The 25705-nt window shown below is 71.1% G+C and carries 22 protein-coding genes and 1 pseudogene; 18 read left to right on the plus strand and 5 right to left on the minus strand.

The window, feature by feature from the left end:
* Positions 1-47 precede the first annotated feature (47 nt).
* Positions 48-1325, plus strand: a complete 1278-nt coding sequence (locus ACFFIC_RS09990) for a hydroxymethylglutaryl-CoA reductase, degradative (protein ID WP_377050018.1) — start codon at positions 48-50, stop codon at positions 1323-1325.
* A 3-nt stretch (positions 1326-1328) separates the two neighbouring features.
* Here the strand turns inward: ACFFIC_RS09990 and ACFFIC_RS09995 are convergent, their stop codons facing one another.
* Complete coding sequence (locus ACFFIC_RS09995) at positions 1329-2684, minus strand: aminotransferase-like domain-containing protein (protein ID WP_377050019.1); 1356 nt, start codon at positions 2682-2684, stop codon at positions 1329-1331.
* A 413-nt stretch (positions 2685-3097) separates the two neighbouring features.
* On the opposite strand from ACFFIC_RS09995, the gene ACFFIC_RS10000 reads away from it, so the two are divergent.
* From ACFFIC_RS10000 to ACFFIC_RS10015, 4 genes and pseudogenes are all read left to right on the plus strand, one after another.
* Positions 3098-3520, plus strand: coding sequence for a cupin domain-containing protein (locus ACFFIC_RS10000; RefSeq protein WP_377050020.1), 423 nt, complete (start codon positions 3098-3100; stop codon positions 3518-3520).
* A 308-nt stretch (positions 3521-3828) separates the two neighbouring features.
* Positions 3829-4509, plus strand: coding sequence for a GntR family transcriptional regulator (locus tag ACFFIC_RS10005; protein ID WP_377050021.1), 681 nt, complete (start codon positions 3829-3831; stop codon positions 4507-4509).
* 96 nt (positions 4510-4605) lie between these two features.
* The gene (locus ACFFIC_RS10010; protein WP_377050022.1) at positions 4606-5751 is read left to right on the plus strand and encodes an NADH:flavin oxidoreductase/NADH oxidase; all 1146 of its coding nucleotides are present in this window, start codon (positions 4606-4608) and stop codon (positions 5749-5751) included.
* Between the two features lie 230 nt (positions 5752-5981).
* Positions 5982-6143: pseudogene (locus ACFFIC_RS10015) on the plus strand (molybdopterin cofactor-binding domain-containing protein); the annotation flags it as partial.
* A 258-nt stretch (positions 6144-6401) separates the two neighbouring features.
* On the opposite strand, the gene ACFFIC_RS10020 reads toward ACFFIC_RS10015, so the two are convergent.
* Genes ACFFIC_RS10020 through ACFFIC_RS10030 form a run of 3 tightly spaced genes read right to left on the minus strand, consistent with a single transcriptional unit; the run spans position 6402 to position 9666 of the window.
* Entirely contained in the window at positions 6402-6605 is a 204-nt protein-coding gene (locus ACFFIC_RS10020; RefSeq protein WP_377050121.1) for a hypothetical protein, read from the minus strand.
* The gene (locus ACFFIC_RS10025; protein ID WP_377050023.1) at positions 6602-8023 is read right to left on the minus strand and encodes an amidase; all 1422 of its coding nucleotides are present in this window, start codon (positions 8021-8023) and stop codon (positions 6602-6604) included. Before ACFFIC_RS10025 ends, ACFFIC_RS10020 begins: the two co-directional genes overlap by 4 nt.
* Positions 8020-9666, minus strand: coding sequence for an ABC transporter substrate-binding protein (locus ACFFIC_RS10030; protein WP_377050024.1), 1647 nt, complete (start codon positions 9664-9666; stop codon positions 8020-8022). Before ACFFIC_RS10030 ends, ACFFIC_RS10025 begins: the two co-directional genes overlap by 4 nt.
* Positions 9667-9856: 190 nt before the next feature.
* On the opposite strand from ACFFIC_RS10030, the gene ACFFIC_RS10035 reads away from it, so the two are divergent.
* From ACFFIC_RS10035 to ACFFIC_RS10050, 4 genes are all read left to right on the plus strand, one after another.
* The gene (locus tag ACFFIC_RS10035) at positions 9857-10105 is read left to right on the plus strand and encodes a hypothetical protein (RefSeq protein ID WP_377050025.1); all 249 of its coding nucleotides are present in this window, start codon (positions 9857-9859) and stop codon (positions 10103-10105) included.
* 113 nt (positions 10106-10218) lie between these two features.
* Positions 10219-10683 carry an ureidoglycolate lyase gene (locus ACFFIC_RS10040; protein WP_377050026.1) on the plus strand — a complete coding sequence of 155 codons (465 nt, stop codon included), beginning with the start codon at positions 10219-10221 and terminating at the stop codon, positions 10681-10683.
* On the plus strand, positions 10683-11615 hold the full coding sequence (locus ACFFIC_RS10045; protein ID WP_377050027.1) for a polysaccharide deacetylase family protein: 933 nt from the start codon (positions 10683-10685) through the stop codon (positions 11613-11615). The genes ACFFIC_RS10040 and ACFFIC_RS10045 overlap by 1 nt, the downstream gene beginning before the upstream one ends.
* A complete protein-coding gene (locus ACFFIC_RS10050) occupies positions 11612-12349 on the plus strand; it encodes a maleate cis-trans isomerase family protein (protein WP_377050028.1) in 738 nt (245 codons plus the stop codon). Before ACFFIC_RS10045 ends, ACFFIC_RS10050 begins: the two co-directional genes overlap by 4 nt.
* A gap of 420 nt (positions 12350-12769) precedes the next feature.
* On the opposite strand, the gene pdxR is transcribed toward ACFFIC_RS10050, so the two are convergent.
* Complete coding sequence (gene pdxR, locus ACFFIC_RS10055) at positions 12770-14245, minus strand: MocR-like pyridoxine biosynthesis transcription factor PdxR (protein WP_377050029.1); 1476 nt, start codon at positions 14243-14245, stop codon at positions 12770-12772.
* An 85-nt stretch (positions 14246-14330) separates the two neighbouring features.
* On the opposite strand from pdxR, the gene ACFFIC_RS10060 reads away from it, so the two are divergent.
* The 9 genes from ACFFIC_RS10060 (at position 14331) to ACFFIC_RS10100 (ending at position 25557) form a co-directional block, all read left to right on the plus strand.
* Positions 14331-14954, plus strand: a complete 624-nt coding sequence (locus ACFFIC_RS10060; protein WP_377050030.1) for an FMN-binding negative transcriptional regulator — start codon at positions 14331-14333, stop codon at positions 14952-14954.
* Between the two features lie 39 nt (positions 14955-14993).
* Positions 14994-15644: a LysE family translocator gene (locus ACFFIC_RS10065; RefSeq protein ID WP_377050031.1), complete on the plus strand. Its 651-nt coding sequence runs from the start codon at positions 14994-14996 to the stop codon at positions 15642-15644.
* A 381-nt stretch (positions 15645-16025) separates the two neighbouring features.
* Positions 16026-17114, plus strand: a complete 1089-nt coding sequence (locus tag ACFFIC_RS10070; protein WP_377050119.1) for a TRAP transporter substrate-binding protein — start codon at positions 16026-16028, stop codon at positions 17112-17114.
* A complete protein-coding gene (locus ACFFIC_RS10075; RefSeq protein WP_377050032.1) occupies positions 17111-17731 on the plus strand; it encodes a TRAP transporter small permease subunit in 621 nt (206 codons plus the stop codon). The genes ACFFIC_RS10070 and ACFFIC_RS10075 overlap by 4 nt, the downstream gene beginning before the upstream one ends.
* The gene (locus ACFFIC_RS10080; protein ID WP_377050033.1) at positions 17728-19092 is read left to right on the plus strand and encodes a TRAP transporter large permease; all 1365 of its coding nucleotides are present in this window, start codon (positions 17728-17730) and stop codon (positions 19090-19092) included. Before ACFFIC_RS10075 ends, ACFFIC_RS10080 begins: the two co-directional genes overlap by 4 nt.
* A gap of 29 nt (positions 19093-19121) precedes the next feature.
* Positions 19122-22856 carry a hydantoinase B/oxoprolinase family protein gene (locus ACFFIC_RS10085; RefSeq protein ID WP_377050034.1) on the plus strand — a complete coding sequence of 1245 codons (3735 nt, stop codon included), beginning with the start codon at positions 19122-19124 and terminating at the stop codon, positions 22854-22856.
* A 404-nt stretch (positions 22857-23260) separates the two neighbouring features.
* Positions 23261-24034, plus strand: coding sequence for an amino acid ABC transporter permease (locus ACFFIC_RS10090; RefSeq protein ID WP_377050035.1), 774 nt, complete (start codon positions 23261-23263; stop codon positions 24032-24034).
* A 15-nt stretch (positions 24035-24049) separates the two neighbouring features.
* On the plus strand, positions 24050-24700 hold the full coding sequence (locus ACFFIC_RS10095; protein WP_377050036.1) for an amino acid ABC transporter permease: 651 nt from the start codon (positions 24050-24052) through the stop codon (positions 24698-24700).
* A 29-nt stretch (positions 24701-24729) separates the two neighbouring features.
* Positions 24730-25557: a transporter substrate-binding domain-containing protein gene (locus ACFFIC_RS10100; protein WP_377050037.1), complete on the plus strand. Its 828-nt coding sequence runs from the start codon at positions 24730-24732 to the stop codon at positions 25555-25557.
* The last annotated feature ends 148 nt before the right edge of the window (positions 25558-25705 follow it).

Here is a 25705-nt window from a genome sequence, read left to right on the forward strand (position 1 = left end):
GGCGATGGCGCCTGCCTCCCTGCCGACCACTGCACCGGAACCGCTCCATGTCGATCAGCAATCTCACCGCCCGCATCCCGGGCTTCCACCGCATGAGCACGGCCGAGCGGCTGGAGGCCGTGGCGGCCTTCTCGGGCCTGGACGGCAGCACGGTCGCGCAGCTCTCGGCACCCGGGAACATCGACCCGCACCTGGCCGACCACATGATCGAGAACGTGGTCGCGACCCTCTCCATCCCCATCGGCGTTGCCACCAACATGCGCGTGGACGGGCGGGACGTGCTGGTGCCGATGGCAACCGAGGAATCCTCCGTGGTCGCGGCCGTCTGCAACTCCGCGCGCCAGTGCTACGATTCCGGCGGCTTCGTCACCTCGGTCTCGGGCAACCTGATGATCGCCCAGGTGCAGCTCACCGGCGTGACGGACCCGGAGAACGCACGGCTCCGGATCCTGGAGCGGCGCGAGGAGATCGCCGCGATCTGCGACGGCTGCGATCCCATGCTGGTGCAGCTCGGCGGTGGCTTCCGCGACCTGGAGGTGCGCGTCGTCGCCTCACGCGGCGGGCCGATGGTGGTGACGCATCTGATCGTCGACACGCGCGACGCCATGGGCGCCAACACCGTGAACACCATGGCCGAGACGCTGGCGCCCAGCATCGAATCCTGGGCCGGCGGCCAGGTCTTGCTCCGCATCCTCTCCAACCTCGCCGACCGCCGTCTCGCCCGTGCCCGCGCCACCTGGACCGCCGAGGCCATCGGCGGCGAAGCGGTGCGCGACGGCATGATCTCGGCCTACCACTTCGCCGAGGCCGATCCTTACCGTGCGGCCACCCACAACAAGGGCATCATGAACGGCATTTCCGCCGTGGTGCTCGCAACCGGCAACGACACGCGCGCGGTGGAGGCCGGCGCCCATGCCTATGCCGCCCGGCATGGGCGCTACTCCAGCCTCACGACCTGGGAGGTGACGGCCGATGGCGGGCTCGCCGGCTCGATCGAGGTGCCCATGCCTGTCGGCCTCGTCGGGGGGGCGACGAAGATCCATCCCACGGCCCGCGCCTGTCTGAAGATCCTCGGCGTCACCACGGCGGCGCAGCTCGCGCGCATCATCGCGGCTGTCGGGCTGGCGCAGAACTTCGGCGCCATGAAGGCGCTCTCGACCACGGGCATCCAGAAGGGCCACATGGCGCTGCACGCCAACAACGTCGCCATCGCCGCCGGTGCCGTGGGCGAGGAGGTGGCGCGCCTGGCCGCGATCCTCGTGGAGCGGCGGCAGGTGCGGCAGGACGTGGCGGCCGCGGAGCTGGAAAGGATGCGCGGCGGCTGACCGTCACGGCGCGGCGCGGAGATGCGCGCGCAGAAAGTCCAGGAAGCGGGGGTCGCTGGTATGCGCCACGTTCAGCCGCAGCATGGCCGGGCCCGGGCCGCGCTCCGGGCTGAACACCCCGCCCGGCGCCAGGAAGATGCCGTGCGACGCGGCTTCCCTCACGATCGCCGCCTCCTCGATCCCCGCCGGCAGCGGCGTCCAGAGATAGAAACCGCCGCCGGGCGGCCGCGGCGGGTGCAGGCCCACCGCCGCGAGCTCGGTCAGCGCGGCATCCGTGGCGCGTTCGACGCGCGTGCGCAGGCGGCGGAGATGCCGGAGATAGTGGCCGCCCGCGATCAGCCCCGTCACCATCCGCTCCGCGTATTGCGAGGTCGCCACCACCGTCAGGAGCTTCATGTGGGCGAGCGCCTGGACGGTGGCGGGTTGGGCCGCCACGAAACCGACCCGGAGCGAGGCGGAAAGCGTTTTCGAGAAGGTGCCGACGTGGAGGACGCGCCTCAGCCCGTCCAGGGCCGCGAGACGTGTGGCGCCCGCCGGCAGAAGGTCCGCGAAGGGATCGTCCTCCACGATCTGGAAGCCGTGCCGCTCCGCGGCCTGCAGCAGGCCGTAGGCAACGGCGGGCGACAGCGTGCCGCCGGTCGGGTTGTGGGCCAGGGACTGCGTGAAGAAGAGCTTCGGCCGCGCGAGCGCGAGCTTGGCCGCCAAATCCTCCAGATCCGGCCCGTCCGCCCGCCGCCGCACGCCGATGATCCGGGCGCGCGCCAGGCGCAGCTTGCCGAACAGCGGGTAGTATCCGGGATCGTCCACCAGCACGGCGTCGTCCGGCTCGACCATGTGCCGGACGATCAGGTCCAGGGCGTGGTTCGCGCCTTGCGTGAGCAGGATCTGCTCCGGCGCGCAGGGGATCGACCGTTCCTGGAGGGACAGCGCGATGCGCTCCCGCAGCGGCGCGTATCCCCATGTGCTGCCATAGTCATGGGCCGGCCCGCTGCCGCCCAGGCGCGCCGCGCGCGCGAAATGGGCGCCGAGCTCCGATTCCTCCATCCAGGCGGGCGGCGGCCGCCCCTCTCCCGGCCTGACGGTGTAGCGCGCCTCGGTCTGCTCGCGCAGGAGAGAAACCAGGTCGAGCGCTTCCTCTACCCCGGGGCTCGGGCGCTGGATGGTCGGCCGCGATCCGGTGGCGACGAAGTATCCGGCACCCCGCCGTGCCTCCAGGTGTCCCGATGCGACGAGCTGGTCGTAGGCGCCCGACAGGGTGTTCTTGGAGACGTTTTGCGTCCGGGCTCCTTCCCGTACCGACGGCAGGCGCTCACCGGGCCGCAGAACGCCGGCCTCGATGGCGCTGATCAGCCGATCCATGATCGCGCGCGTCTTGAAGCTGGAGGCCATGGCGCAGGGTGGGGCGGAAGGCCGTCGGTTGGAATACCCCTCGTTCGGGGTGCCGCCCATCCCGGGTGGCCGGCGAGTCCCGTTCCGGAAACGGGTCGTCCCCTGTTCGGCATGGGGCAGCGATGTCCGGCGGGTGGTGGATCCGGCATGGGGCCGGCGCGACGCGTCCCGAGGACGGGGTGCGCAGAGAAAGCGTGGGTTTTCGTTGGAGCCGCGTGCTTTGTCGCTCGTGCGCCGCGATCCTCGGAAAGCATGGACGTGGCGACGTGCAACGGCGGGGGCGGGGGCGGGAAGGAGGCGTGTTGCGCGGCTGCTTCCCGGTCATCATCGTGAGCGCAATCGGCTGATGCGAAGCGGACGCCCCGAGAAAAGGAGATTGTGCCTTGGAAACCATCCGGATCGGTGGGTTGGAACTGCGGTTCCTGCGGACGAAGGATGAGACCGGCGGCGGCCTCGATTTGTTCGAGATGACCGTTCATCCCAATGCGCGCATGCCCGTGCCCCACTATCACGAAACCTGGGACGAGACGATCTACGGGCTGGCGGGCATCACCACCTGGACTGTGGAGGGGCGTGACATCGAGATCGGCCCGGGCCAGTCCGTCTTCATTCCGCGAGGGGTGGTCCATGGCTTCCGCAACGCCACGCAGCAACCGGCGGATTGCCTGTGCATCCTGACCCCGGGTGTTCTCGGCTGCGGCTATTTCCGTGAGCTGGCGGCTCTTCTGTCCGCCGGTTCGCCGGACCCGGCGAGGATAAAGGAGACCATGATGCGCCACGGATTGATGCCGGTTCCTGCCGCCTAGGCAGCCGAGGGGATCAGGCCGCCTTCCGGAGCCTGCGCGCCTCGTCCCGGCCTGAGGCGAACGCGACGTCGCTCCCGCCCCGACATGGACGGGACCGATGAGCATCGGCGGGGACCCGGGCCTGCCGGGGCTCGCCCGGATTGGCGCATCAGGCCAGGCTCTGGCGACGCGGCTCCGGCTCGCCGGGGAAGTAGGCGGTGCGCGGACGGAGCCCTGCGGAGGATCCCTCGGCGGGGCACGGCACGGCTTGGCGGAGGTGGTATAACGGCGGTATACCAGTGCCGTGAAGTGTCTGGGATAGGAGGCGCATGCAGGCCAGGGAAGTCGCGACCGTTGCCGCGGCGTCGGCCGGCAGCATGGCCGATGGCGCCTACGCGCACCTGCACGAGATGCTCCTGACGCACCGGCTGCCGCTGGACCGGCCGATTTCCGAGCGGCACATCGCCGCCGAGCTCGGTATCTCGCGCACCCCGCTGCGGGAGGCGCTGCGGCGGCTGGAAGGGGAGGGGCTGCTGGAGCGCCTGCCGGGCGGTGTGCTCCGTGCCCGCCAGATCACGGTGGAGGAGTTCCTGGAAATCCAGCAGCTCCGCCGGCTGCTGGAGGGTGAGGCCGCCGCCGCAGCGGCCGGAGCCGTTGCGGCCGAGGTGCTCGCTTCCCTCCGCGCCCGCATCGCGGCCCTCCTCGCCGCGCCGGAGCGTCCCCGGCCCGACAGGGAGCGGGACCGCCTGGCAATCGACATCGACCTTCACCGGGCCATCGCCACTGCGGCCGGCAGCGCCACCCTGGCGCGCCTCCTCGATGATCTGCGGCGGCGGATGCTGCTTTTCGCCACGCCGCGGGGGCCGGAGCGGCTGGAGGAGGTCTGCGCGCAGTACGGCGCGATCATCGACGCCCTGGCCAGGGGCGACCGCGAGATGGCGCGGGCGGCGATGGCGTGTCACGTGGATTCCCTGCGTGCCGGCATTCTGCGCCACCTGACTGCGCTGTGAGGACGGTGCTGTGAGCGGCTGGACGTCGATTGCCACCCGTATGCCCCGGTCCCACCGCGGCGGGCTGCGCCGATGATACGCCAGGAGCGAACCGCCATGCCCGACGAGAATCCCGCCCCGCTCCTCTTCACGCCCATGGCGATGCGCGGCGTGACGCTCCGCAACCGGGTCGTGGTCTCGCCCATGTCCCAGTACTCCGCCGTAAACGCGGAGCCGACGGACTGGCACCTCGTGCATCTCGGCAAGTTCGCGATGGGCGGCGCGGGGCTGGTCTTCTGCGAGGAAACCTCCGTTTCGGAGCGGAGCCGCAAGACCTATGACTGCCCGGGCATCTACACCGACGCCCAGGCGAAGGCATGGCGCCGCATCACCGACTTCATCCGGGCGCAGGGCGCGGCCTCCGCGATCCAGCTTGGCCATGCCGGGCGCAAGGTGGCGACGCGCGCCCCTTGGGACGGCTTCGCGCCGCTGAGCGAGGAGGACGCGGCGCAGGGGCGCGCCCCCTGGTCCGGGCTGGCCCCCAGTCCCATTCCCTTCCGCGAGGGCGCGATGGTGCCCAGGGAGATGGATGCGGACGACATCCGTGCCGTTATCGGGGCCCATGTGGAGGCGGCGAAGCGCAGCCTCGACGCCGGCTTCGACGTGATCGAGATTCATGGCGCGCACGGCTACATCATCCAGCAGTTCCTCTCCCCCGCGACGAACCAGCGGAAGGACGGCTACGGGGGCGACCGCCAGGGCCGGATGCGCTTCGGGCTGGAACTGATCGAGGCGGTGCGCGCCGCCCTGCCCGATGCCGTGCCGCTCCTCTTCCGCGTCTCCTGCGTCGATGGCGGCGGCTGGGGGATGGACGACACGGTTGTGCTCGCGGCCGAACTGAAGGCGCGGGGCGTGGACGTGCTGGACTGCTCCTCCGGTGGCATCGAGGGACCGCTGACGCTGCACATCGTGCCGCGCGTGCCCGGCTACCACGTGCCTTTCGCGGACCGGATCAGGCGCGAGGCCGGCATCCCCACCATGGCGGTCGGCCTGATCACCGAAGCGCACCAGGCGGAGGGCTACCTCCAGGCCGGGTCCTGCGACCTCGTGGCGCTCGCGCGCGAGATGATGTGGGATCCCAACTGGCCCGTTCACGCCGCCGCCGCCCTGGGCGTGCCCAGGCCCCACGAGCTGCTGCCCCGCCCCTACGCCTGGTGGCTGCAGCGGCGCGAGGACGTGCGCGCGCTGGATCGCGGCGCCTGAGAGCGCTCCGGGCCGCAACGGGGCGAGGCACCGGCTGAGGCGCTCGATGCGCGCGGCCACCTGGCGCTGCCAGGCTTCGTCAACGCGCGCCACCACTCCCACGATGGGCTGGCGAAAGGCACGCCGGAGCCGTGGCGCCTTGAAGCCTGGTTCCCGCCGCGCGGTGGCGTGGCTGCGGGCGCGCATCACGCCGGGTGCGCGGGAATGCCGCGGGGCCGGACCTGGTGCGGGTGCCGGGCTTTTCCGGGCACCGGCTGCACATCGTCGCGCCCAAGGCGGGTGGCGGCCTTGGCGGGAAGAACCGGCAGGGGCCGGAGGAGACCGTGGTCTGCGCTCTCGCGTCGCAGTGCTGCATGCCCGTGCGATGGCTCGGGGCCCACGGGGAGAGCTTCCTCGCCGCCCTGGCGCTGCACGCGGAGGAAAACCTCCTGGCGCTCGAGGGCGAGGCGCCGATCGTCCCAGGCGCCTGCCATCGGAGGCTGAGGCACCGGCCCGCAGGCTGGGTGGCGTCGGCGCGCTGGCCGGCATGCGAAGCCTCTGGCCGGCCTGAAACAGGGCGGGGCATCGCGGCGCCGCGCGTGCCGCCGCATGGGCCAACGCTCCGCGAGCGAGCCCGGCGCCGCACCGGGCGGGCCGGGGAGAACCGGAGGTCAGCCGCTGGCCTGGCCGAGCCGCAAAGCCGTGGCCGGCTCCGCCGCGACCCGGAGGGGGGGCTCGCGGAGCGCCGTGGCGGCGGCGTCCAGGCCTTCCACGAGCCGCGCCAGTGGCGCGAGATCCTCGGCCGGCATGTTCAATCCGATGGCGGCGAGCCTGCGCGCCAGGGCGGCGGTTGCCGCGGGATCCGTCGTGCTCATGCCGCCATCGCCTCCAGTACCGGCCGCCGCGCCCGGGTGCCGAGAGCCCGTTCCACCGAATCGCCGATCCGCAGCACCGTCGCGTCCTGGAAGGGACGCGCGGCGATCTGCAGGCCGATCGGCAGCCCCTCGGCGGAGAAGCCGTTGCAGACCGAGAGCGCCGGCCCGCCGACCAGGTTGAAAGGGCGGGCATAGAAGGCGGGGAGGCCATCGGGAGACAGGGAGTCCACCCCCATCGGCCCCGCCGTGTCGCGTGCCGTGGGAAAGACCACGGCGTCCAGCCCCCGCATCGCCTGGAAGGTGCGTGCGATCACCTCCGCGCGCCGGCGCTGGGCCTGCAGGAGGTCGGCCGCGGTGAGGAAGGCGCCGGAGGCGAGGCGCTGGCGGCCATAGGCGCCGTAGCGTGTCGCGTCCTGCTTCAGCCAGGCCTCGTGGATCGTCCAGGATTCGGCGCGCGAGATGATGTTGCCGGGGGCGCCATACTCGTTGAAGGACGGCAGGGTCAGGTCGCTCACCGCCGCGCCGAGGTCGCGCAGCGCGCGGATGGAATCCTCCATCGCGGCCAGCACCGTGGGCGTGCAGGGCACGTCCGTCTCGAAGAAGTGGCGCACCACGCCGATGCGGAGCCCGGCGAGGGCGTGGCGCCGGCCTTCCCCGATGGCGGCCGCGAAGTCGGGGGCGGGAACATCGGCGCTGGCGGGGTCCTCGGGGTCATGGGCCGCGAGGACGCTCATCATCAGGGCGCAGTCCTCGGCGGTCCAGGCCATGGGGCCGGCATGGTCGAGCGACCAGGCCAGCGGCAGCACGCCCCGGCGGCTGACCAGGCCGTAGGTGGGCTTGTGGCCCGCGATGCCGCACCAGGCGGCGGGGTTGCGGATCGAGCCGCCCGTGTCCGATCCCATGGCGCCGGGCAGCAGCCCGGCCGCGACCGCGACGGCCGAGCCCGAGGAGGAGCCGGTGGGATCGCGCGTGCGGTCCCAGGGGTTGCGCGCGGGTGGCCAGGGCAGGTCGAAGGAGGTGCCACCGATGGCGAACTCCCAGGTGGAGAGCTTGGCCGGGATCACCGCGCCGGCCGCGCGCAGCAGGCGGACGGTGGTGGCGTCCTCGGCCGGGACATGGTCGCGCAGCACGGCGGAATGGGCGGTGGTGCGGATGCCCGCCGTTTCGTAGATGTCCTTCAGGCCGATGGGGATGCCGTGCAGCGGGCCGCGGCGGCGCCCGGCGGCGATCTCGGCCTCCGCCGTCCGCGCCTCGGCCATGGCGTTCTCCTCCAGCAGCAGGAGGACGCTGTTCAGGGCGGGATCGAGCGCCTGGATGCGGGCGATGCAGGATTGCGCCAGCTCGACCGGCGAAAGCTCGCGGGCGGCGATCCGGCGCGACAGCTCGGCGATCGTCGCCTCGTGCAGCGGGGCGGTCATTGCAGGTCCACCGTGGTCAGGTCCTGGAACCAGGACTGGGCGGAGGTGAAGCCGCGCACCCTCCGCGTCATCGCGCGCGGGTTCAGGTCGTGCACGATGTAGAGCCAGGGGGCGCCGTCCACCAGGCGTTCATGCGCGCGCGCGACGGCGGCAGCGGCCCTGGCCGGGTCGGTCGAGGTCTCGACCTCCGCGAAGGCGGCGTCGAAGGCGGGATCCACCCAATGGCCGGCGTTGGAGCCGCGCGGCGAGACGTTGGCGCCCAGGAACCAGCGCGCCATCTGCGAGGGATCGGATGAGACGAGGGAGATGTTCAGCGCGTCTGCCCCGAGCCAGGCGGGCTGGTCCGGCGCGGCGCGGAGCCCGGCGAGAAGCGTGTTCCACTCCACCGTGCGGAACTCCACGGCCACGCCGCAATGCTCGCGGAGCGATTCCTGCAGCAGCTCGTTCATCGGCAGCGGCAGCATCTGGCCGGAGCCGGAGGTGGAGATGCCGACGGTGAGCCGCAGCGGGCGCTGCGGGCCGTAGCCGGCCTCGGCCAGCAGCGCCTTGCCGCGCGCGGGATCGAGCCGGTAGCTGTTCTGCGGATGGCCGAAGAGCGGGTTGGACCTGTTGTAGAAGCCGGTCGAGGGCTCGCCCGTGCCGTTGAGCAGCGCGACCAGCCCGTCGCGGTCGATGCAGTAGTTCAGGGCCTGGCGCACGCGCAGGTCGGAAACCGGGCTGCTCGCGCGGCCGGCGGCGAAGACCCAGGGCCAGGCATGCGGGTAGGAGTTTGTCACGATGCTGAACCCGGCCGCGCGCAGCGGCGCGATGCCGTCGGGCGGCGGGACCTCGATCCAGTCCACCTGTCCGGCACGCAGCGCGGCGAGGCGGGTGTTCGCCTCGGGGATGGGCAGGAGCAGGATGCGGTCCAGCTTGGCGCGGTGCGCGGTGTCCCAGTAGTTGTCGTTGCGCGACAGCTCGACGCTCTGGCGCGGGGTGAAGCGGGAGATGCGGAAGGGGCCGGTGCCGGCGGCACCGTTGGCGGCGACCTTGGCCCAGTCGCGCCCCGCATCCTCGAAGGACTTCGGCGAGGTGAAGAGGATGAGGGTGGCGAGATAGGGGAAGTAGGAGAGGGGGCGGGCGGTCTCGATCTCGACCGTGCGGGCGTCGACCTTGCGGTAGGCCGCGAGCCCCGCGACGCGGCCGCGCACGATGGCGGCGGAAGCGGGCTCGGCCTGCGGCGCGCCGTCGCGCAGAAAGCGGTCGAGGTTCCAGATGACGGCATCGGCGTCAAAGGGCGTGCCGTCGTGGAACAGGACGCCCTGGCGCAGGTGGAAGCGCCACGTCCTGGGATCGGCCGGATCCTGTTCCCAGCGCTCGGCGAGGCCGGGGCGGAGGCCGGCGGGTGCATCGGCGCGGGAAAGGTCCCAGAGGACGAGGCTCTCGAAGATCGGATAGCCGAGGAAGCGCAGCCCTTCGTAGCCGTTGTTCGGCATGCCGTTGGTGGTCGGCACGTCGGAAGCGGTCATGGCGATGCGGAGGGTCTTGCCCCCGGCAGCGGGCGGGGCGGGCTGCGATGCCGCATCCCCGGGCGGAGCAAGAAGGCCCAGGGCCAGCAGGCCCATGGGCAGCAGGCGGGCGGCGAGGGAGCGCGGGCTGCTCAAGATCGGTCGTCCTTGCGCGGGTTCGGCGGCTTGCGGCCGGAGCCGAGCAAGACTCGTGCCCGTCGGGCGGACGGCGGCACGGCCAGGGGAAGGCGCGCGGAATGGCTTCCCGCGGGGCGGCCCAGATCCGGCCTCGCGAGCGGGGCGGGCGGGGCGTGCCGCGGATGGCGGGCAGGCAGCCGCAGATACGATGATGGAAGCCGATCAGGAGGCGGGATCGGTCCTGTGCCGCCTCGTCCTCCGGCACGCAGAGCGCGTCGGCGACGTGGTCCGCCATCTCGCCCGCGCGGAAGAAGCGCTGCTGCCGCCGATCATGCCGGGGGGCGCGGCCGGAGGATTCCTTGTCTTGGTGTTCGTCATGGCCAAGATGCCGGTGTCGCCGCTCCTGCGCTCGGCCGGGAACGGCATGCTGCCGATCGGCCTGTCGGGCATGGCATGATCCTCGCTCGGCATGCGCCTGACGGCTGCCTCCGGCGTGGCGATGGCCTTGGACTTCGTGGTGCTGGTGGTCATGGACGGGGTGATGCGTCTGGTGCGGAAGAGGGCGGGCTGATGCGGATCGAACCCCTGACCGCCGAGGGCTTCGCGCCCTTCGGCGAGGTGCTGGCGGTGCCGGACGCGCCGGGGCGCGCGGTCTTCGAGCGGGCGCTGCTCTCGACACGGCCTGAGGCCCGGCCAAGCCTCTCGCTCAGTCTCAAGGAACCGGCCGGTGGTCCGCTGGCCGTGCAGGTGATGGAGCGGCACGCCTTCTCCTCCCAGAGCTTCGTGCCGCTGGGGCCGGCGCGGTTTCTCGCGCTCGTCGCGCCGCACGCGGCGGATGGGACGCCGGACATGGCGCGGGCGCGGGCCTTCCTCGCTGGCCCCGGGCAGGGCATCACCTACGGAGCCGATGTCTGGCACCACCCGCTGGTGGTGTTCGATGCCCCGGCGCGCTTCGCGGTGTTCATGTGGCGGGACGGCACCGCCGGCGACGAGGAGTTCGTGGACGTGGCCCCTTTCACGCTGGAGTGTCCTTGATGGCCTATGAGGTGCGCCGCGACTTCCGCGGCTATGGCGCCAACCCGCCCGACCCGAAATGGCCGGGCGGCGCACGGATCGCGGTGAACTTCGTCATGAACTACGAGGAAGGTTCGGAACCCTCGATCCAGGACGGCGAGGGGTACACCGAGACGGGACTGACGGAGGCCCTGGGGCCGGGGCAGATCCCGAGGGGGCGCGACCTCGCGGCCGAGGGGATGTTCGAGTACGGCTCGCGGGTCGGCTTCTGGCGGTTGCTCCGCCTGTTCCAGGAGCGTGGCATGCCGATGACGGTGTTCGGCTGTGCCCTGGCCCTGGAGCGCAACCCGGAGGCGGCGGCCGCCATCCGCGCGGCGGGCTATGACGTTTGCTGCCACGGCTGGCGCTGGGTGAAGCACTTCGAGCTGCCCGAGGAGGAGGAGCGCGAGCACATCCGCCGCGCCGTTGCTTCCCTGGAGAGGACGGTCGGCCACCGGCCGGACGGCTGGTACTGCCGCTACGGGCCGGGCGTGAACACGCGGCGCCTGGTGGTGGAGGAAGGGGGCTTCCTCTACGACAGCGACAGCTATGCGGACGAGCTGCCCTGGTGGGTAACGGTGGAGGGGAAGGGGCACCTCGTCGTGCCCTATTCGCTGACGCACAACGACGGGAAGTATGCGGGCCCGGTCGGCACCTCGGACGACTGGTTCTCCTTTGTCCGCGACGGCTTCGACATGCTGTACGCGGAGGGGGCGAGGGCGCCGAAGATGATGTCGGTCGGGCTGCACATGCGGCTGATCGGGCACCCCGCGCGGGCGGCCGGGCTGGCGCGCCTGCTGGATCACATCCAGCGCCACGACGGCGTCTGGGTGACGCGGCGCATCGACATCGCGCGGCACTGGATGGCGACGCACCCCTATCCCGGGCGGGGACTGAACGAGGGCGAGGCGTGACGCGCCGCGTCCGGCTCGGGATGCTGACGCCGTCATCGAACACGGTGCTGGAGCCGGTGACGACGGCGATGCTGGCCGGGCTGCCGGAGGTGTCGGCGCATTTCGGGCGGTTCCGGGTCACGGAGATCGCCTTGTCGGAGGATGCGCTCGGACAGTTCGAGGATGCGCCGATCCTGGCCGCCGCCGAGCTGCTGTCGCACGCCAGGGTGGACGCCATCGCCTGGAACGGGACGTCCTCCGGCTGGCTGGGCTTCGATGTGGACGAACGCCTGTGCCGCCGCATCACCGAGGCCACGGGCATTCCCGCAACAACCTCCATGCTGGCGCTGAACGAGATCCTGGCCTCGACGGGCGTGCGGCGGCTGGGCCTGGTCACGCCCTATACCGATGACGTGCAGGCGCGGCTGGCCGCCAACTACGAATCCCTGGGATATGTCTGCGCGGCGGAGCGGCATCTGGGATTGCGCGACAACTTTTCCTTCTCCGAGGTGCAGGACGGGCCGTTGCGCGACATGGCGCGTGCCGTCGTGGCGGAGGGCGCGGAGGCGGTCGCCGTGGTGTGCACCAACCTGCGGGCGGCGCCACTTGCGGAGGCGTTGGAGGCCGAGCTCGGTGTGCCCGTGCTGGACAGCATCGCCACTGCGGTCTGGGGAAGCTTGCGGCTGGCCGGGCTGGATCCGCGGCGGGTGAGCGGGTGGGGGCGGCTGTTTCAGGGCGTCCGGCACCGGTTCTGACATTGGTGCGGCTTGTGAACCGGAGGCGCGGATCGCCGTGCGCGCGGAACTCGCGACGGGGGCATGGCCGCTGACGCGCGGGTTGTTCCGGTCGCCGGGACGCAGGGCCTTCGCAAGGCAGCGACCGTTTGCTCATGCGGCGCGGGGCCGGCCGTCGGGTGGGCGGGCGCAATGCCTGGCAGCGCATGGGCACGACCCGGATGCGCCGGGGGCTCATTCCCCGTTCTCCCTCCCCCCCCCCCGCACCGAGCACGGCCGGAGAGGTGGGTGGGCTGGCTGTGGCACAGGCGACATTGGTGCGCACCGGCAGCCTCGTCCGGTCCGTGTCGAGGACTCCCATCCCCTGGGTCCGGGTGTCGGGCGCGACCATCGTGTGCGGAAATCCCGTCACCGCGCCGATCTTCTTCAGGGCCAGCATGGTCACGCACCGCCTGCGCCACCGCTGGTGGCGAAGGCCTCCAGGACTTCGCTCAGGATCCGTACCCCCCGGTCGATGCTCCCCTCGCCGAGGCTGGCATACCCCATCACCAATCCGGCGATGCCAGGCCGGTCCGCCGCCGCAGCGGAGGCATACAGGGGGCTGACGGGATACAGGCCGAGCCCCGCCGCCTGCGCGTGGGTAACCAAGGCGTTCTCCTGCGTCTCCGGCACCCGGTTCAGCCAGACGACGACGTGCAGCCCGGCATCCGCGCCGACCACCGTCGCGGCATCGCCCAGCCTGGCCGACAGGGCGGCCAGCAGGGCGGCACGCCGCTCGCCGTTCCGGCGGCGAACGCGCCGGATATGCCGCTCGTAGGCACCACTGCCGATCAGCTCGGCCAGGGCTTCCTGCTCCAGGCCGGGCGAGTGCCGGTCCGCGAGGCGCTTGGCCCTGGCGAAGGGTGTGGAGAGCGCCGCCGGGACGACGAGATAGCCGAGGCGGATCGTCGGCGAGAGCGTCTTCGAGACCGTTCCGAGATAGATGACCCGCCCGGCATCATCCATGGCCTGCAGGGGCGGGATCGGGGCGATGTCGAAGCGGTACTCGCCGTCATAGTCATCTTCGATCACATAGGCGCCCTCGCGCCGCGCCCAGGCGAGGAGGTCCCGCCGGCGGGCGGCCGACATGACGCTGCCCAGCGGAAACTGGTGGGAGGGCGTGACATAGGCCAGCCGTGCCGCGGGAAGCCCTTCGGTCCGCATGCCCTCGCGGTCGACCGCGGCGGGGACCACCGCCGCCCCGGCCGCGTGGAAGACCTGGCGCGCGAGATTGTAGCCCGGGTTCTCCATCACGGCCTGGTCACCCGGGTCGAGCAGCAGCCGCGCGCAGAGATCGAGACCCTGCTGCGAGCCGCTGACCACGATGATCTGTTCCGGTTCGCAGCGAAGCCCGCGAGCCCGCCACAGATAGCCTCGAAGGGTCTCCCGAAGGCCGGATGAGCCGCTCGGATCGTCGTACCGCAGGCGTGGCCGGCGGCGCAGCAGGGCGCCGGTCATGGCTCTTTTCCAGGCGAGCAACGGGAAGTCGGCGGCCGCCAGGTCGCCGTAGCGGAAGTCCGCCACCAGCCCCTCCGCGCCGGCGGCGGGTGGGAGCGGGGCACCCCCCAGCCGCCGGGCGAAGGCCGACAGCCGGTCAGGGCTCGGCGGAGGAGCCGGGAGGTCGGGGGGCGCGGAAGAGCGGCCAAGGCCATGGGCCACCTGGGCCCGGGCACCTCGGCGGGTCTCCAGATATCCCTCCGCGATCAGTTGCTCATAGGCAGCCGTCACCGTCGTTCGCGAGACGCCCCAGTCCATGGCCAGCGACCGGGTGGAGGGCAGGCGGGCGCCGGGGCCGAGCAGGCCGGAAGCGACCTGTGCCTTGATCGCCTCGCAGATCCGACGGGTGACCCGTTCGGGTGGTTCCGATGCCACAGCCATGACTGGCCCACTCATCCTGCGGAGAACTGGACGTTTTTTGTGGGCCAATCCTGGGGCAAGGTCCAGGCATCCAGGAGCCACGCCGATGTATGTTCCGCCCGCCTTCCATGAGGATGACCTGACCGCCCTGCACGCGGCGATGCGGGACGCACGCCTGTCGAACCTCGTCACGGCCACGGCCGAGGGCCTGGTCGCCACGCCGCTGCCGCTCCTCCTCGCCCCCGACGAAGGTCCCTTTGGCACGCTCTACGGCCATCTGGCGCGCGCGAACCCGCAATGGACGCTGCCGCCGACGGGGGAAGCCATGGCCCTGTTCATGGGGCCGGACGCCTATGTCAGCCCCTCCTGGTATCCTTCCAAGCTGGAGCACCAGAAGGTGGTGCCGACCTGGAACTACGTTGCCGTCCATGCCTATGGCCCCATCGGGTTCTTCGAGGATGCCGACCGCCTGCTCGAGGTGGTCACACGGCTGACGAACCTGCACGAGCAGCCCCGTGCGAAGCCCTGGTCCGTCGCCGACGCGCCGGAGGCCTTCATCCGCGCCCAGCTCAGGGGCATCGTGGGACTGCGGATGCCGATCACCCGGCTGGAGGGCAAGCGGAAGATGAGCCAGAACCGGTCCGAGGCAGACCGCCGGGGCGTCGCCGCTGGCCTAGCCGGAAGCGAGCGGGCACCGGAGCGCGACGTGGCAAAGCTCATCCCGGTCTGACCCGTCCAACACGTCGCAACTCAACGAAGGCTCATCGCGGTGCCGGATCTTGCTCAGTTCGCCCTGTATTTCGCCGCGGCCCTGCTGCTCGCCGTCACGCCCGGCCCTGGCATCTTCTATGTCGCCGCGCGCACGCTCGCCGGCGGGCGTGCGGAAGGGATGGCATCCAGCTTCGGCACCGGGCTGGGCGGCATGGTCCACGTGCTGGCGGGCAGCCTGGGCGTGTCCGCCATCGTGCTCGCCAGCGCGGAACTCTTCACCGCGCTGAAGCTGGCCGGTTCCGCCTACCTCATCTGGATCGGCTTCCGCACGTTCCGCGCCGCGCGCCGCGAGGCGCTGGCGGCGTTGAACGGGGGAGCGGCGGCGCTGCCTGTCGGGCCGCGACGCGCATTCCGCGAGGGCGTGCTGGTCGAGGCGTTGAACCCGAAGACGGCGGGATTCTTCCTGGCCTTCGTTCCCCAGTTCGTGGACCCGGCCCAGGGAAGCGTGGCGCTGCAATTCCTGGTGCTTGGCTTCGTGTCGGTCGCGCTGAACACCCTCGCCGATGTCGGCGTCGCCTTGGCCGCCGGCGGGATCCGGGATGGCGCGGCAACACGCCCCGCGCTGGTCCGCCGCCTGCGGGAGGCATCGGGGGTGGCGATGATCGCGCTCGGCGCCGGCCTGGCCCTGGCGAGGCGGCCTGCGACCTGAGGGCCGGGCGCCCGCGGGAGGACGCGGACCGGCTGTCGCCATGCGGCGGCGCGGCCGGCGGCAACAGGGGCGGGCATGTGGGTGAGCGCCTGAAACCCTGGAGTGGGTGGCCGCCGCGCGGTGCATGTTCGAGGACGCCCAGCAGGCTGGCGGAGCCGGGGTCATCGACTCAGGGCAGTTGTGGGGCCCTATCCCAGGGAAGGCTCCATCCTTTGGGGCCGCCGCTCCACCGAGCCGCCTTGATTTCACGCAACCATTCACCCGGTGCATCCACGATAGGCAGATGTGACCACGATGGCCGGTAATCGCGTGGCGTGACGAGGGCATATCCCCTTGACCCCGCGCAGGAGACCTTCAAGCTTCCGGATCATTGCCGTGGAGATGACGATGCTGCGCTTCTTCGCCGTGCTGCCCGGCCTTGCCCTTGCCGCAGGGCTGCTCGCCTTCGGGGCGCAGGCGCAACAGCCTGCCGCATCGGTTCCGCCGGGGCCGCGGGTGAACGTCGTCGCCATCACCCAGCCTGTTCCCACCAACACGCAGTTCACCCTGGTCGACGTTCCCTTTCTCCGCGACATGGCCTCGCGCACGGGCGGCCGCGTGAACGTCACCCTTGCCTCGCACGCCGAGCGCAACCTTGGTGGAGCGGAGATCGTGCGCCTCGTCCGCTCCGGCCAGGCGGAGATCGGCGCCGGCACCCTTTCCACGCTTTCCGGCGACGTCCCGATCCTCGACGGCGTGGACCTCTCCGGCATGGCGCCGCGGATCGGCGATGCCCGCCGCATCACCGAGGAGCTGATGCCCATCGCCAACCGCGACCTCGAGCGGTTCGGCGTGCGCCTTGTCATCATGTACCCCTTTCCCGCGCAGGTGCTCTTCTGCCGCTCGGCCTTCCGCTCGCTCGATGACCTGCGCGGGCGCAAGATCCGCACCTTCGGCGCATCCCTGGTGGATCTCGTCGGCGCGCTCGGCGCCCAGCCCGTCTCCATCGGCTTCCCCGAGGTGTATTCGGCGCTGGAGCGCGGCGTGGTGGATTGCGCCGTCACCGGCACCGGCAGCGGCGCCGCCGCGCGCTGGCCCGAGGTTTCCAGCCATATTTCCGACCTGCCCCTCTCCTGGGCGGTGGCCGGCTACATGGTGAACCTCGCCTGGTGGAACCGGCTGGATCCCGCGGTGCGCGCCCACTTCGAGGCCACCTTCAAGGAAATGTCCGACAAGCTCTGGCAGCTCGGCGACGAGGGCACGCGCGACGGCATCGACTGCAACATCGGCAACCGCGAGGCCTGCCGCCTGAACCAGCTTGCCCCCCGCCCGATGACGGAGGTGAAGAGCACGCCCGAGGAAGCCGCCCGCCTGCGGGGCATCTTCGAGCGCACGGTGCTGCCGAACTGGGTCGGCCGCTGCGGCGCGCGTTGCGGCGAGATCTACAACCAGGTGATCGCCCCGATCAGCGGCGTCCGCTTCGGCGGATGACGCATCCCCTGCTGCGCGCGGCGCGGGGCCTTTCGGCAGGCACCGCGCGCGCCGCCTCGGTCATGGCGCATGTCGCCGGCTGGAACTACGTGGCCTGCGCCGTTTTCATCACCGCCGACGTGCTCGGCCGCAACCTTTTCGGCGTTTCCTCCGCCGCCACCATCGAGGTCACCGGCTACATGCTGGCCGGCGGCATCGCCTGGGGCCTGGCCCACACCCTCGCCCGCCGCGCCCATATCCGGGTGGACGCGCTGGTGAACCGCCTGCCGCCCCGGCCGCGCGCCGTGCTGCATATCCTCGCCCTGGCGCTGCTCGGCGTCTTCGCCGGCTTCTGCGCCTGGGCCGGCTGGTCACTGCTGGATGAGAGCCTGCTGTTCGACGCCCATGACAACAGCGCCCTGCACCTGCCGCTCGCCATCCCGCAGGGCATCTGGGTGTTCGGCCTCGCCGCCTTCTGCGTGATGATCACCGTGCTGCTGCTCGAATCCATTCTCGGCCTCCTGCTCGAAGGGCCGGCGGCGGTGGACGCGCTGCTCGGCCCGCGCGGGCTGGACGACGAGACGGAAGAGGCGCTGGAGGCCGTCGCCATGGCCCGGACCGGAGGGCCCGCCCGATGATCGCCGTCCTCTTCCTCCTTCTTCTGCTGGGTGCCGCGGTTTTCGCCGCGGCCAGTGGTGGCCAGGCCGTGCCGGTGGTGGAAATCCTCGCGTTGATCGGCGTCTTCCTCGTCTTCTTCGGCGCCGGGGTCTACGTGGCGGCGGTGCTCGGCCTGCTCGGCATCCTCGTCGGCCTCGCCTTCTCCGACCGGCCCTGGTGGCTCTTCGCGGGGCAGACCCTGTGGTCGCCTTCCAGCAACTTCGTTCTCGTCGCGGTGCCGCTGTTCCTGCTGATGGGCGAGATCCTGCTGCGCGCGGGCCTGTCGGACCGGCTCTACAAGGCGCTGAACCTCTGGCTCGGCCGCCTGCCCGGAGGGCTGCTCCACACCAACATCGTCGCCTGCGCCGTCTTTTCCGCCATCTCCGGCTCCTCGGTCGCGACGGCCGCCACCATGGGTTCCGTGGCGCTCCCCTGGTTCTCCGGCACGCGCTACAGCCAGCGCATGGTGCTGGGCTCGCTGGCCGCCGGCGGCGCGCTCGGCAACCTCATCCCGCCCGGCATCACCTTCATCATCTACGGCCTCATCACCGAAACCTCGGTCGGCGCGCTCTACGTCGCGGCCCTCATCCCGTCCCTCCTCGTCACCGGCCTGTTCCTCGGCGTCATCCTCGTCCACGGGCTGCGGCACCCGATGGAGAAGGGAGCGCCCGTCCCGCTGCGCGAGAGGCTGCGCGGCCTGGCGGATCTGGGCCCCACCATGGCGCTCATCGTCCTCGTCCTCGGCAGCATCTACGGCGGCCTCGCGACCCCCACCGAGGCGGCGGCGCTCGGCGTCGTCGGCGCGGCCGGGTTCGCGGCGCTGGACGGCAAGCTGAGCTGGCGCATGCTGCACGCCTCGGCCGAGGCCACGGCGCGCAACACGGCGCTGCTCGGCCTCATCCTCTTCGGCGCCTACCTGCTGAACTATGTCCTCACCGGCATCGGCGTGCCCCAGGCGATGGCGGGGATGATCGGCGGCCTGCCGCTGCCACCCTGGGCCATCATGGCCGCGATCATGATGCTCTACTTCGCCCTCGGCACCTTCATGGAGGGCTTCTCCATGATCATCACCACCGTGCCCGTGGTGTTTCCCATCGTTGTCGCGCTCGGCTACGATCCCATCTGGTTCGGCGTTATCGTCACCATGCTGGTGGAGATCGCCCAGATCAGCCCGCCCGACGGCACCGTGATGTATGTGCTGCAGGGCATGCGCCGCCCGCCCGGTCCGATCGGCGACGTCTTCACGGGCGTGCTGCCCTTCCTCGCCGCCTATCTCGCCGCGGTGGCGATGCTGCTGGCCTGGCCCGGCCTCGCGCTGTGGCTGCCGGGCCTGATGAACTGAACCGACGGTCCGAGAACGGGAACCCACGCTTGTCCGAATCAACGAGGCCGGTCCGCATCGCCGTGGACATTGGTGGGACCTTCACCGACCTTCAGGTGCTCGACCTGCGCGACGGCGCCGTGCGCGCCTGGAAGACGCCCACCACCCCGCTCGATCCGTCCGAGGGCCTGCTGCGCGGCGTGCGCGAGGCGGCCGCGCGCTTCGGCTTCGCGCTGTCCGATGTCGGCCTGCTGCTGCACGGCACCACCATCGCGACCAACGCGGTGCTCGAGCGCCAACTGGCCCGCGGTGCGCTGCTGACCACCGCGGGCTTCGAGGACGTGCTGGAGATCACGCGCCACTACCGACGCGACCTCTACGCACTGGACCCCGACCCCTTTCCCGTGCTGGTGCCGCGCGACCGCCGCCTCGGGGTCGCCGAGCGCATCCGCGCCGACGGCAGCGTGGAGCGTCCGCTCGATGAGGTCGCCATCCCCGGCCTTCTCGCGCGGCTCGACGCGCTGGAGGTGGAATGCGTCGCCGTCAGCCTGCTGCACGCCTATGCCAATCCCGCGCATGAGCGGCGGCTGCGCGACCTCATCCTTGCCGCGCGCCCCGGCCTCGCGGTCTCGCTCTCCAGCGAGATCAGCCCGGAGATCCGGGAATACGAGCGCAGCTCCACCACCGTGCTGAACGCGCTCCTCATCCCGGTCGTGCGCGCCTATCTCGAACGGCTGGAGCGCCGCCTGGGCGAGGACGGCTTCGCCCCCACCGTCTTCCTCGTGCAGTCCAACGGCGGCGTCTGCGGCCTGCGCCGCGCGGCGGAGCAGCCGGCGCGCCTCCTTCTGTCCGGCCCCAGCGGCGGCGCCCTGGCGGCGGAGCGCCTGTCCCATCTGCTGGACCGGCCGGACCTGGTCGCCGTGGACATGGGCGGCACCTCCTACGACGTCTCGGTGGTGCTGAACGGCCGGGTTTCCGTCGTCACGCAGGGCGAGGTGGACCGCCTCCCGGTCCGCCTGCCCATGGTGGAGATGCGCACCATCGGGGCTGGCGGCGGCTCCATCGCCTCGGTGGGATCGGGCGGCCGGCTGACGGTGGGCCCGCGCTCCGCCGGCGCGCGGCCAGGGCCCGTCGCCTACGGGCGCGGCGGGACGGAGCCGACGGTGACGGACGCCAACCTCGCGCTCGGCCGGCTGGATCCCGATTACTTCCTCGGCGGCACCATGGCGCTCGACATGCCCTCCACGCGCCGGGCCATCGCCGAGCGCATCGCCACCCCGCTGGGCCTTGGCGAGGAGGCGGCGGCCGAGGGCATCCTGCGCGTCACCGACGGCGCGCTGGGCGCGGCCGTGCGCCTCTCCCTCTTCGAGAAGGGGCTGGACCCCCGCGACTTCACGCTTCTCTCCTTCGGCGGCGCCGGCGGGCTGCACGCCACCGCCGTGGCCGAGGAGGTGGGCATCCGCGAGGTCGCCTTTCCCCGCGAGCCCGGCACCCTCTCCGCCTACGGCATCCTCTTCGGCGACCTCGTGCAGGACATCTCCCGCACCCGTGTCACCCCCGCCGCGCGGGAAGGCCTGGCACCGCTCTCCGCCCTGCTCCACGAGCTCCGTGGCGAGGCCGGGGCGCGGCTGGCGGCCGACGGCGTCGCACCGGAGGACCGCGCCATCGAGGTCTCGGCCGACATGCGCTACCACGGCCAGGCCTTCGAGCTGCTGATCCCCTGGGGCGACGTCGCCGCCCCCGACGAGGCGGCGCTGTTTCGCCTGCTCGCCGCCTTCCACGACACGCACCGCCGCCGCTTCTCCTATGCGGACGAGGCGGAGGCGGTGGAGATCGTCACCCTGCGCGTCTCCGCCATCGGCCGCCTGCCCCGCCGCGCGGCCGCCGAGGCCCTCGCGGCCGACCGCCCGGCCCGCAAGGGGACGCGGCGCAGCTGGGAGGGCGGCGCCTGGCAGGAGATTCCCGTCTGGGACCGGGAGGCGCTGACCGCCGCCGACCGGATCGAGGGACCCGCCCTGGTGGAGGAAAGCTTCGCCACCCACTGGATCGGCCGCGGCTGGACCGCCTCCCTCGGCCCCGCCGGCGCCCTGGTCGCGCGGCGCGAGGCGGGGGAGGTCCCCGCCGCCCAGGCCGCCATGCTCGGGCCGGTGGAGATCGAGGTGATCCGCAACGCCCTCACCGCCGCCGCGGCGGAGATGGACGTGACGGTCTGGCGCACCAGCCGCTCCACCATCGTGCGGGAACTGCTGGATTATTCCACCGCCGTCTTCGACGCGCAGGGCAACAACCTTGCTCAATCCGCCCGCATTCCCGGCCACCTCAACTCCATGAGCCACCTGCTGCGCGAGTTGCTGGACAAGCACGTGGACGCGGAAAGCTGGGGCCCGGACGACGTGGTGGCCACCAACGACCCCTATTGCGGCGGGCAGCACCTGCCGGACATCGTCACCTACAAGCCCGTGTTCCACGAGGGTCGGCGCATCGCCTTCGTCGGCACGCTCTGCCACCACATCGACATGGGCGGGCTCGCCGCGGGCTCCTATGCCGCTACGGCGACCGAGATCTTCCAGGAAGGGCTGCGCATCCCGCCGCTGAAGATCGTCGAGAACGGGGTGCCCAATGCCGGAGTCTGGGCGATGATCCGCCAGAACGTGCGCAAGCCCGCGCTCGTGCTGGGCGACCTCGCCTCCCAGCTCGCCAGCCTGGAGGTGGGTGCGGCCGCCATCCGCCGCCTCGCCACCCGCTACGGCGCGGAGGGCATGATCGAGGCCGGGGGCCGCATCCTCGACAACAGCGAGGCCGCCATGCGTGCCGCCATCGGCCGCATGCCGGACGGCATCTACGAGTTCGAGGACTTCCTCGACGACGACGGCGTGGTGCTGGACCAGCCGCTGCGCCTCCATGCGCGCCTGGAGATCGCGGGCGACACCATCACGGCCGACCTTTCCGGCTGCTCGCCCCAGGCCAAGGGACCCGTGAACGCCACCCTCGCCTCCTCGGCCGCGGCCGTGCTCTTCGCGGTGATGTCGGCCAGCGACGAGCCCCTGGCCGCGAATGCCGGCTGCTACCGCCCGGTGAGGATCCTGGCGCCCGAAGGCCTTTGCGTGAACGCCCGCCACCCCGCGCCGGTGGCGCACCGGGTGGCGGTCAGCCACCGCCTGCTCAACGCCGTGCACGGGGCGCTGCACCAGGCGGTGCCGGACCGCATTCCGGCCGCCTATTACGGCAACTCCTATGTCTGCACCTTCCAGACCGTGGCGGCGGACGGCTCGCGCGAGGTGCTTGTGGAGATCGAGATCGGCGGGTCGGGCGCACATCCACGCAAGGACGGGGTGAACGCCTATGCCTCCGGCATGCACAACAACAGCAACATCCCCGTGGAGATGATCGAGAGCGGCATGCCGCTCACCATCGCCGCCTACGGCTTGCTGCCCGGTTCGGGTGGGGCGGGCCGGCGGCGCGGCGGGCTCGGCCTGTTCCGCGCGTGGCGCGTCGATTCGGAGAGCTGCATCCTCACAACGAATATGGACCGCTTCCACCACGCGCCCTATGGCCTCGCAGGCGGGCAGCCGGCCTCGCTCGGCCGGTTGCTGCTGGTCCGCGACGGGGTCGAGACGCCGATCCGCCCCAAGACCGACGGCCTGCTGCTTCGGCGCGGGGACGTGGTGCGGCTGGAAACCTCCGGCGGAGGCGGCTTCGGGCCGCCGGAGGAGCGGGATCCCGAGCTCGCCGTGAAGGATGTGGCGCTGGGCTATGTCAGTGCGGGGGCGTCGCGGCTCCTGTAGCGGTCAGGAAGGAGCGTTCTCAGGCTTGATGCCGATGAGGATGAGCATCCTCCGCGTCGGGCGCCGGATGCTTCGCCGCAGGTTCCGATGGTGCCGTCTTCTCGCCGGGGTGGGTGGACGGACCACGGGCCAGCCTCTCCACCGCGGCGCCATGACAACGGAGGCAGCCCGCGGAGCGGCACGGCACGGTCAGGAGGGACTGGTCCTGGCTGGCGGTTCGGGCCTCACCGCTGCCCGATGCGCCACCGCTCCCGCGGCTGCCTGGATACAGCCGATGGCGTGTTGAAGGACCTTCCCCCGGGCGCCTCGTGAGGCTTTGCCAACGGGCGCTTGCCATCGCCGCCGATCCGGGCCAGCCTTTCGATGTCATCGCCACGCTGAAGCATGAAGCGGGGGCCAAGCACGTGGCCCACAAGGGCCGGCAGGAAACGGACCTTCGAAGGCAGAGCCATGATGGAACAACCCGACCGAGCGGGCGCCGCTGTCGCCACGATGCCGGCAGGCTGATGAACTACGTCTTCGAGTTCAGCCAGGTTTTCGCGGCCTGGGACGAACTGCTGGCCGGGGCCCTGCGTACCCTCTGGCTTTCCGCCATCTCCATGGTGCTGGGACTGGCCGTCGCGGTGCTCGGCGCGCTGGCCAAGGCCAACGGGCCGACCTGGCTCCGCCGGATCATCGATGGCTACATCGAGGTGATCCGCAACACGCCCTTCCTTATTCAGATCTTCATGGTGTTCTTCGGACTTCCCGCGATCGGGCTTCGGCTGGAGGCGGATGAGGCCGCCTTGCTGGCCATGGTGATCAATGTCGGTGCGTATGGAATCGAGATCATCCGTGCCGGCGTTGAGAGCATTCCCAAGGGGCAGATCGAGGCAGGACGCGCCCTGGGACTCAGGCCGTTGCAGATATTCCGGCTTGTCGTGCTCAAGCCCGCTCTGCAGGCGGTCTACCCCTCCCTGACCAGTCAGTTCATCCTGCTGATGCTCAACTCCTCGGTGTGCTCCGCCATCGCCGCCAATGAACTGACGGCCGCGGCAAACGACATTCAGGCGCGTAACTTCCGCAGCTTTGAGGTGTATTTTGTTGTGACCGCGATCTACTTCGCCATGTCGGTCATGTTCTGGGGCATCTTCACCTGGATCGAGCGCACCTTCCTCGCCCGACCGGCATCGCGCTGAGCTGGGGCGGAAGTCATGCGCAGCTTCGGCACCAACGAGGTCTGGTTCATCCTTTTGTCCGTGCGTTGGACCCTGCTTCTTTCGGCGGCCGCCTTCGCCGGCGGTGCGGTGGGCGGGCTTCTGGTCGCCCTGATGCGCACCAGTCGCTTCGCGTGGCTGCGCTGGGCCGCGATCGGGTACATCAAGCTGTTCCAGGGCACGCCGCTGCTGATGCAGCTGTTCCTGGCCTTCTTCGTGCCGGGCATCTTCGGCATCAATGTTGATCCCTGGGGTGCGGCGGCGATAGGCCTGTCGCTGCACGCAAGCGCTTTCCTGGGTGAGATCTGGCGCGGCTGCATCGAAGTGGTTCCGCAAGGCCAGTGGGAAGCCTCTTCGGCTCTTGGCCTGCGCTACTGGCGGCAGATGCGGCACATCGTCCTGCCGCAAGCCTTCCGGATTGCCATTCCGCCGACCGTCGGCTTCCTGGTGCAGCTGATCAAGGCGACGTCGCTTGCCTCCATCATCGGCTTCGTCGAGATCACGCGCGCGGCGCAGGTCATCAACAACGCCACCTTTCAGCCCTTCACGATCTTTGGCCTGGTGGCGCTGACCTATTTCGTCATCTGCTGGCCGCTGTCCCTTTATGGACGTCGGATGGAGCAGAAACTCGCCCTGGCCACGCGGTGAGCCCGGCGCAACAAGAGGGAAACGCAAGCATGACCGTTCCGTACTCCATCAGCCGTCGTCGCCTGGGCAGCAGCGTTGCGCTGGGCGCCGCAGCGGCGTTGCTGCCGCCCGGCCTGCGGACCGCCCATGCGGCGACACCCGAGGAGATCAAGAGGCGTGGTCGGCTCATGGTCGGCGTGCTGACCGACTATCCGCCGTTCGGTGGCACCGATAGCAGCCAGAACCCCGCCGGGTATGATGTCGACGTCGCCCGGCTGCTCGTGAAGGAGCTGGGTGTGGAGCTGCAGCTCGTGCCGTTGACCGGTCCGAACCGCATTCCCTTTCTGTTGACCAACAAGGTCGACATGCTGATCGCGACCTTCGGCATCACCGAGGAACGTGCAAAGCAGGTTCTGTTCTCCAACCCCTACAGCGCGCTCACGACCTACATTCTGGCGCCGAGATCGACGCGCATCACCGGGCCCGAGGACCTGAAGGGCGTGAGAGTCGGGGTCGCCCGCGCAAGCACGCAGGACATCGCTGTCGTTGCCATCGCACCGCGGGAGATCCGCCTCATGCGCTTCGATGACGATGCGACCACCACGCAGTCCATCATCTCCGGACAGACCCAGGCGATCGGAGCCAGCAACACCGTCCTGGCGCAGCTTACGGCTGGCTACCCCAACCTGCAGATCGAACCGAAGTTCACCCTGCGCGCGCAGGCCAACGGCATGGCCTTCCGCAGGCAGGACGAGGCGCTGCGCGATTGGTCGAACACCTTCATCAAGTCCATCGTGGACAACGGCGAACTGGCGAAGATTCACCAGCGCTGGTTCAACGCGCCAATGGAGCCGCTGCCGCCCATGCCGCAGTTCTAGGCAGAGGCCCTGTCGATCGGCGCTGGCCCCGTGATGCCGCGGGACGGGGAACGGCCCGGCGAAGGGAGTACGACGGCGGGCGCACCGATTGGGCGCTCGCCTCCGTCGGCCGTTCCGGGCAGGTGATCCGCCCCGCCGCGATCACGGC

Source organism: Muricoccus vinaceus (genome assembly GCF_042433125.1).
Lineage (GTDB): Bacteria > Pseudomonadota > Alphaproteobacteria > Acetobacterales > Acetobacteraceae > Roseomonas > Roseomonas vinacea.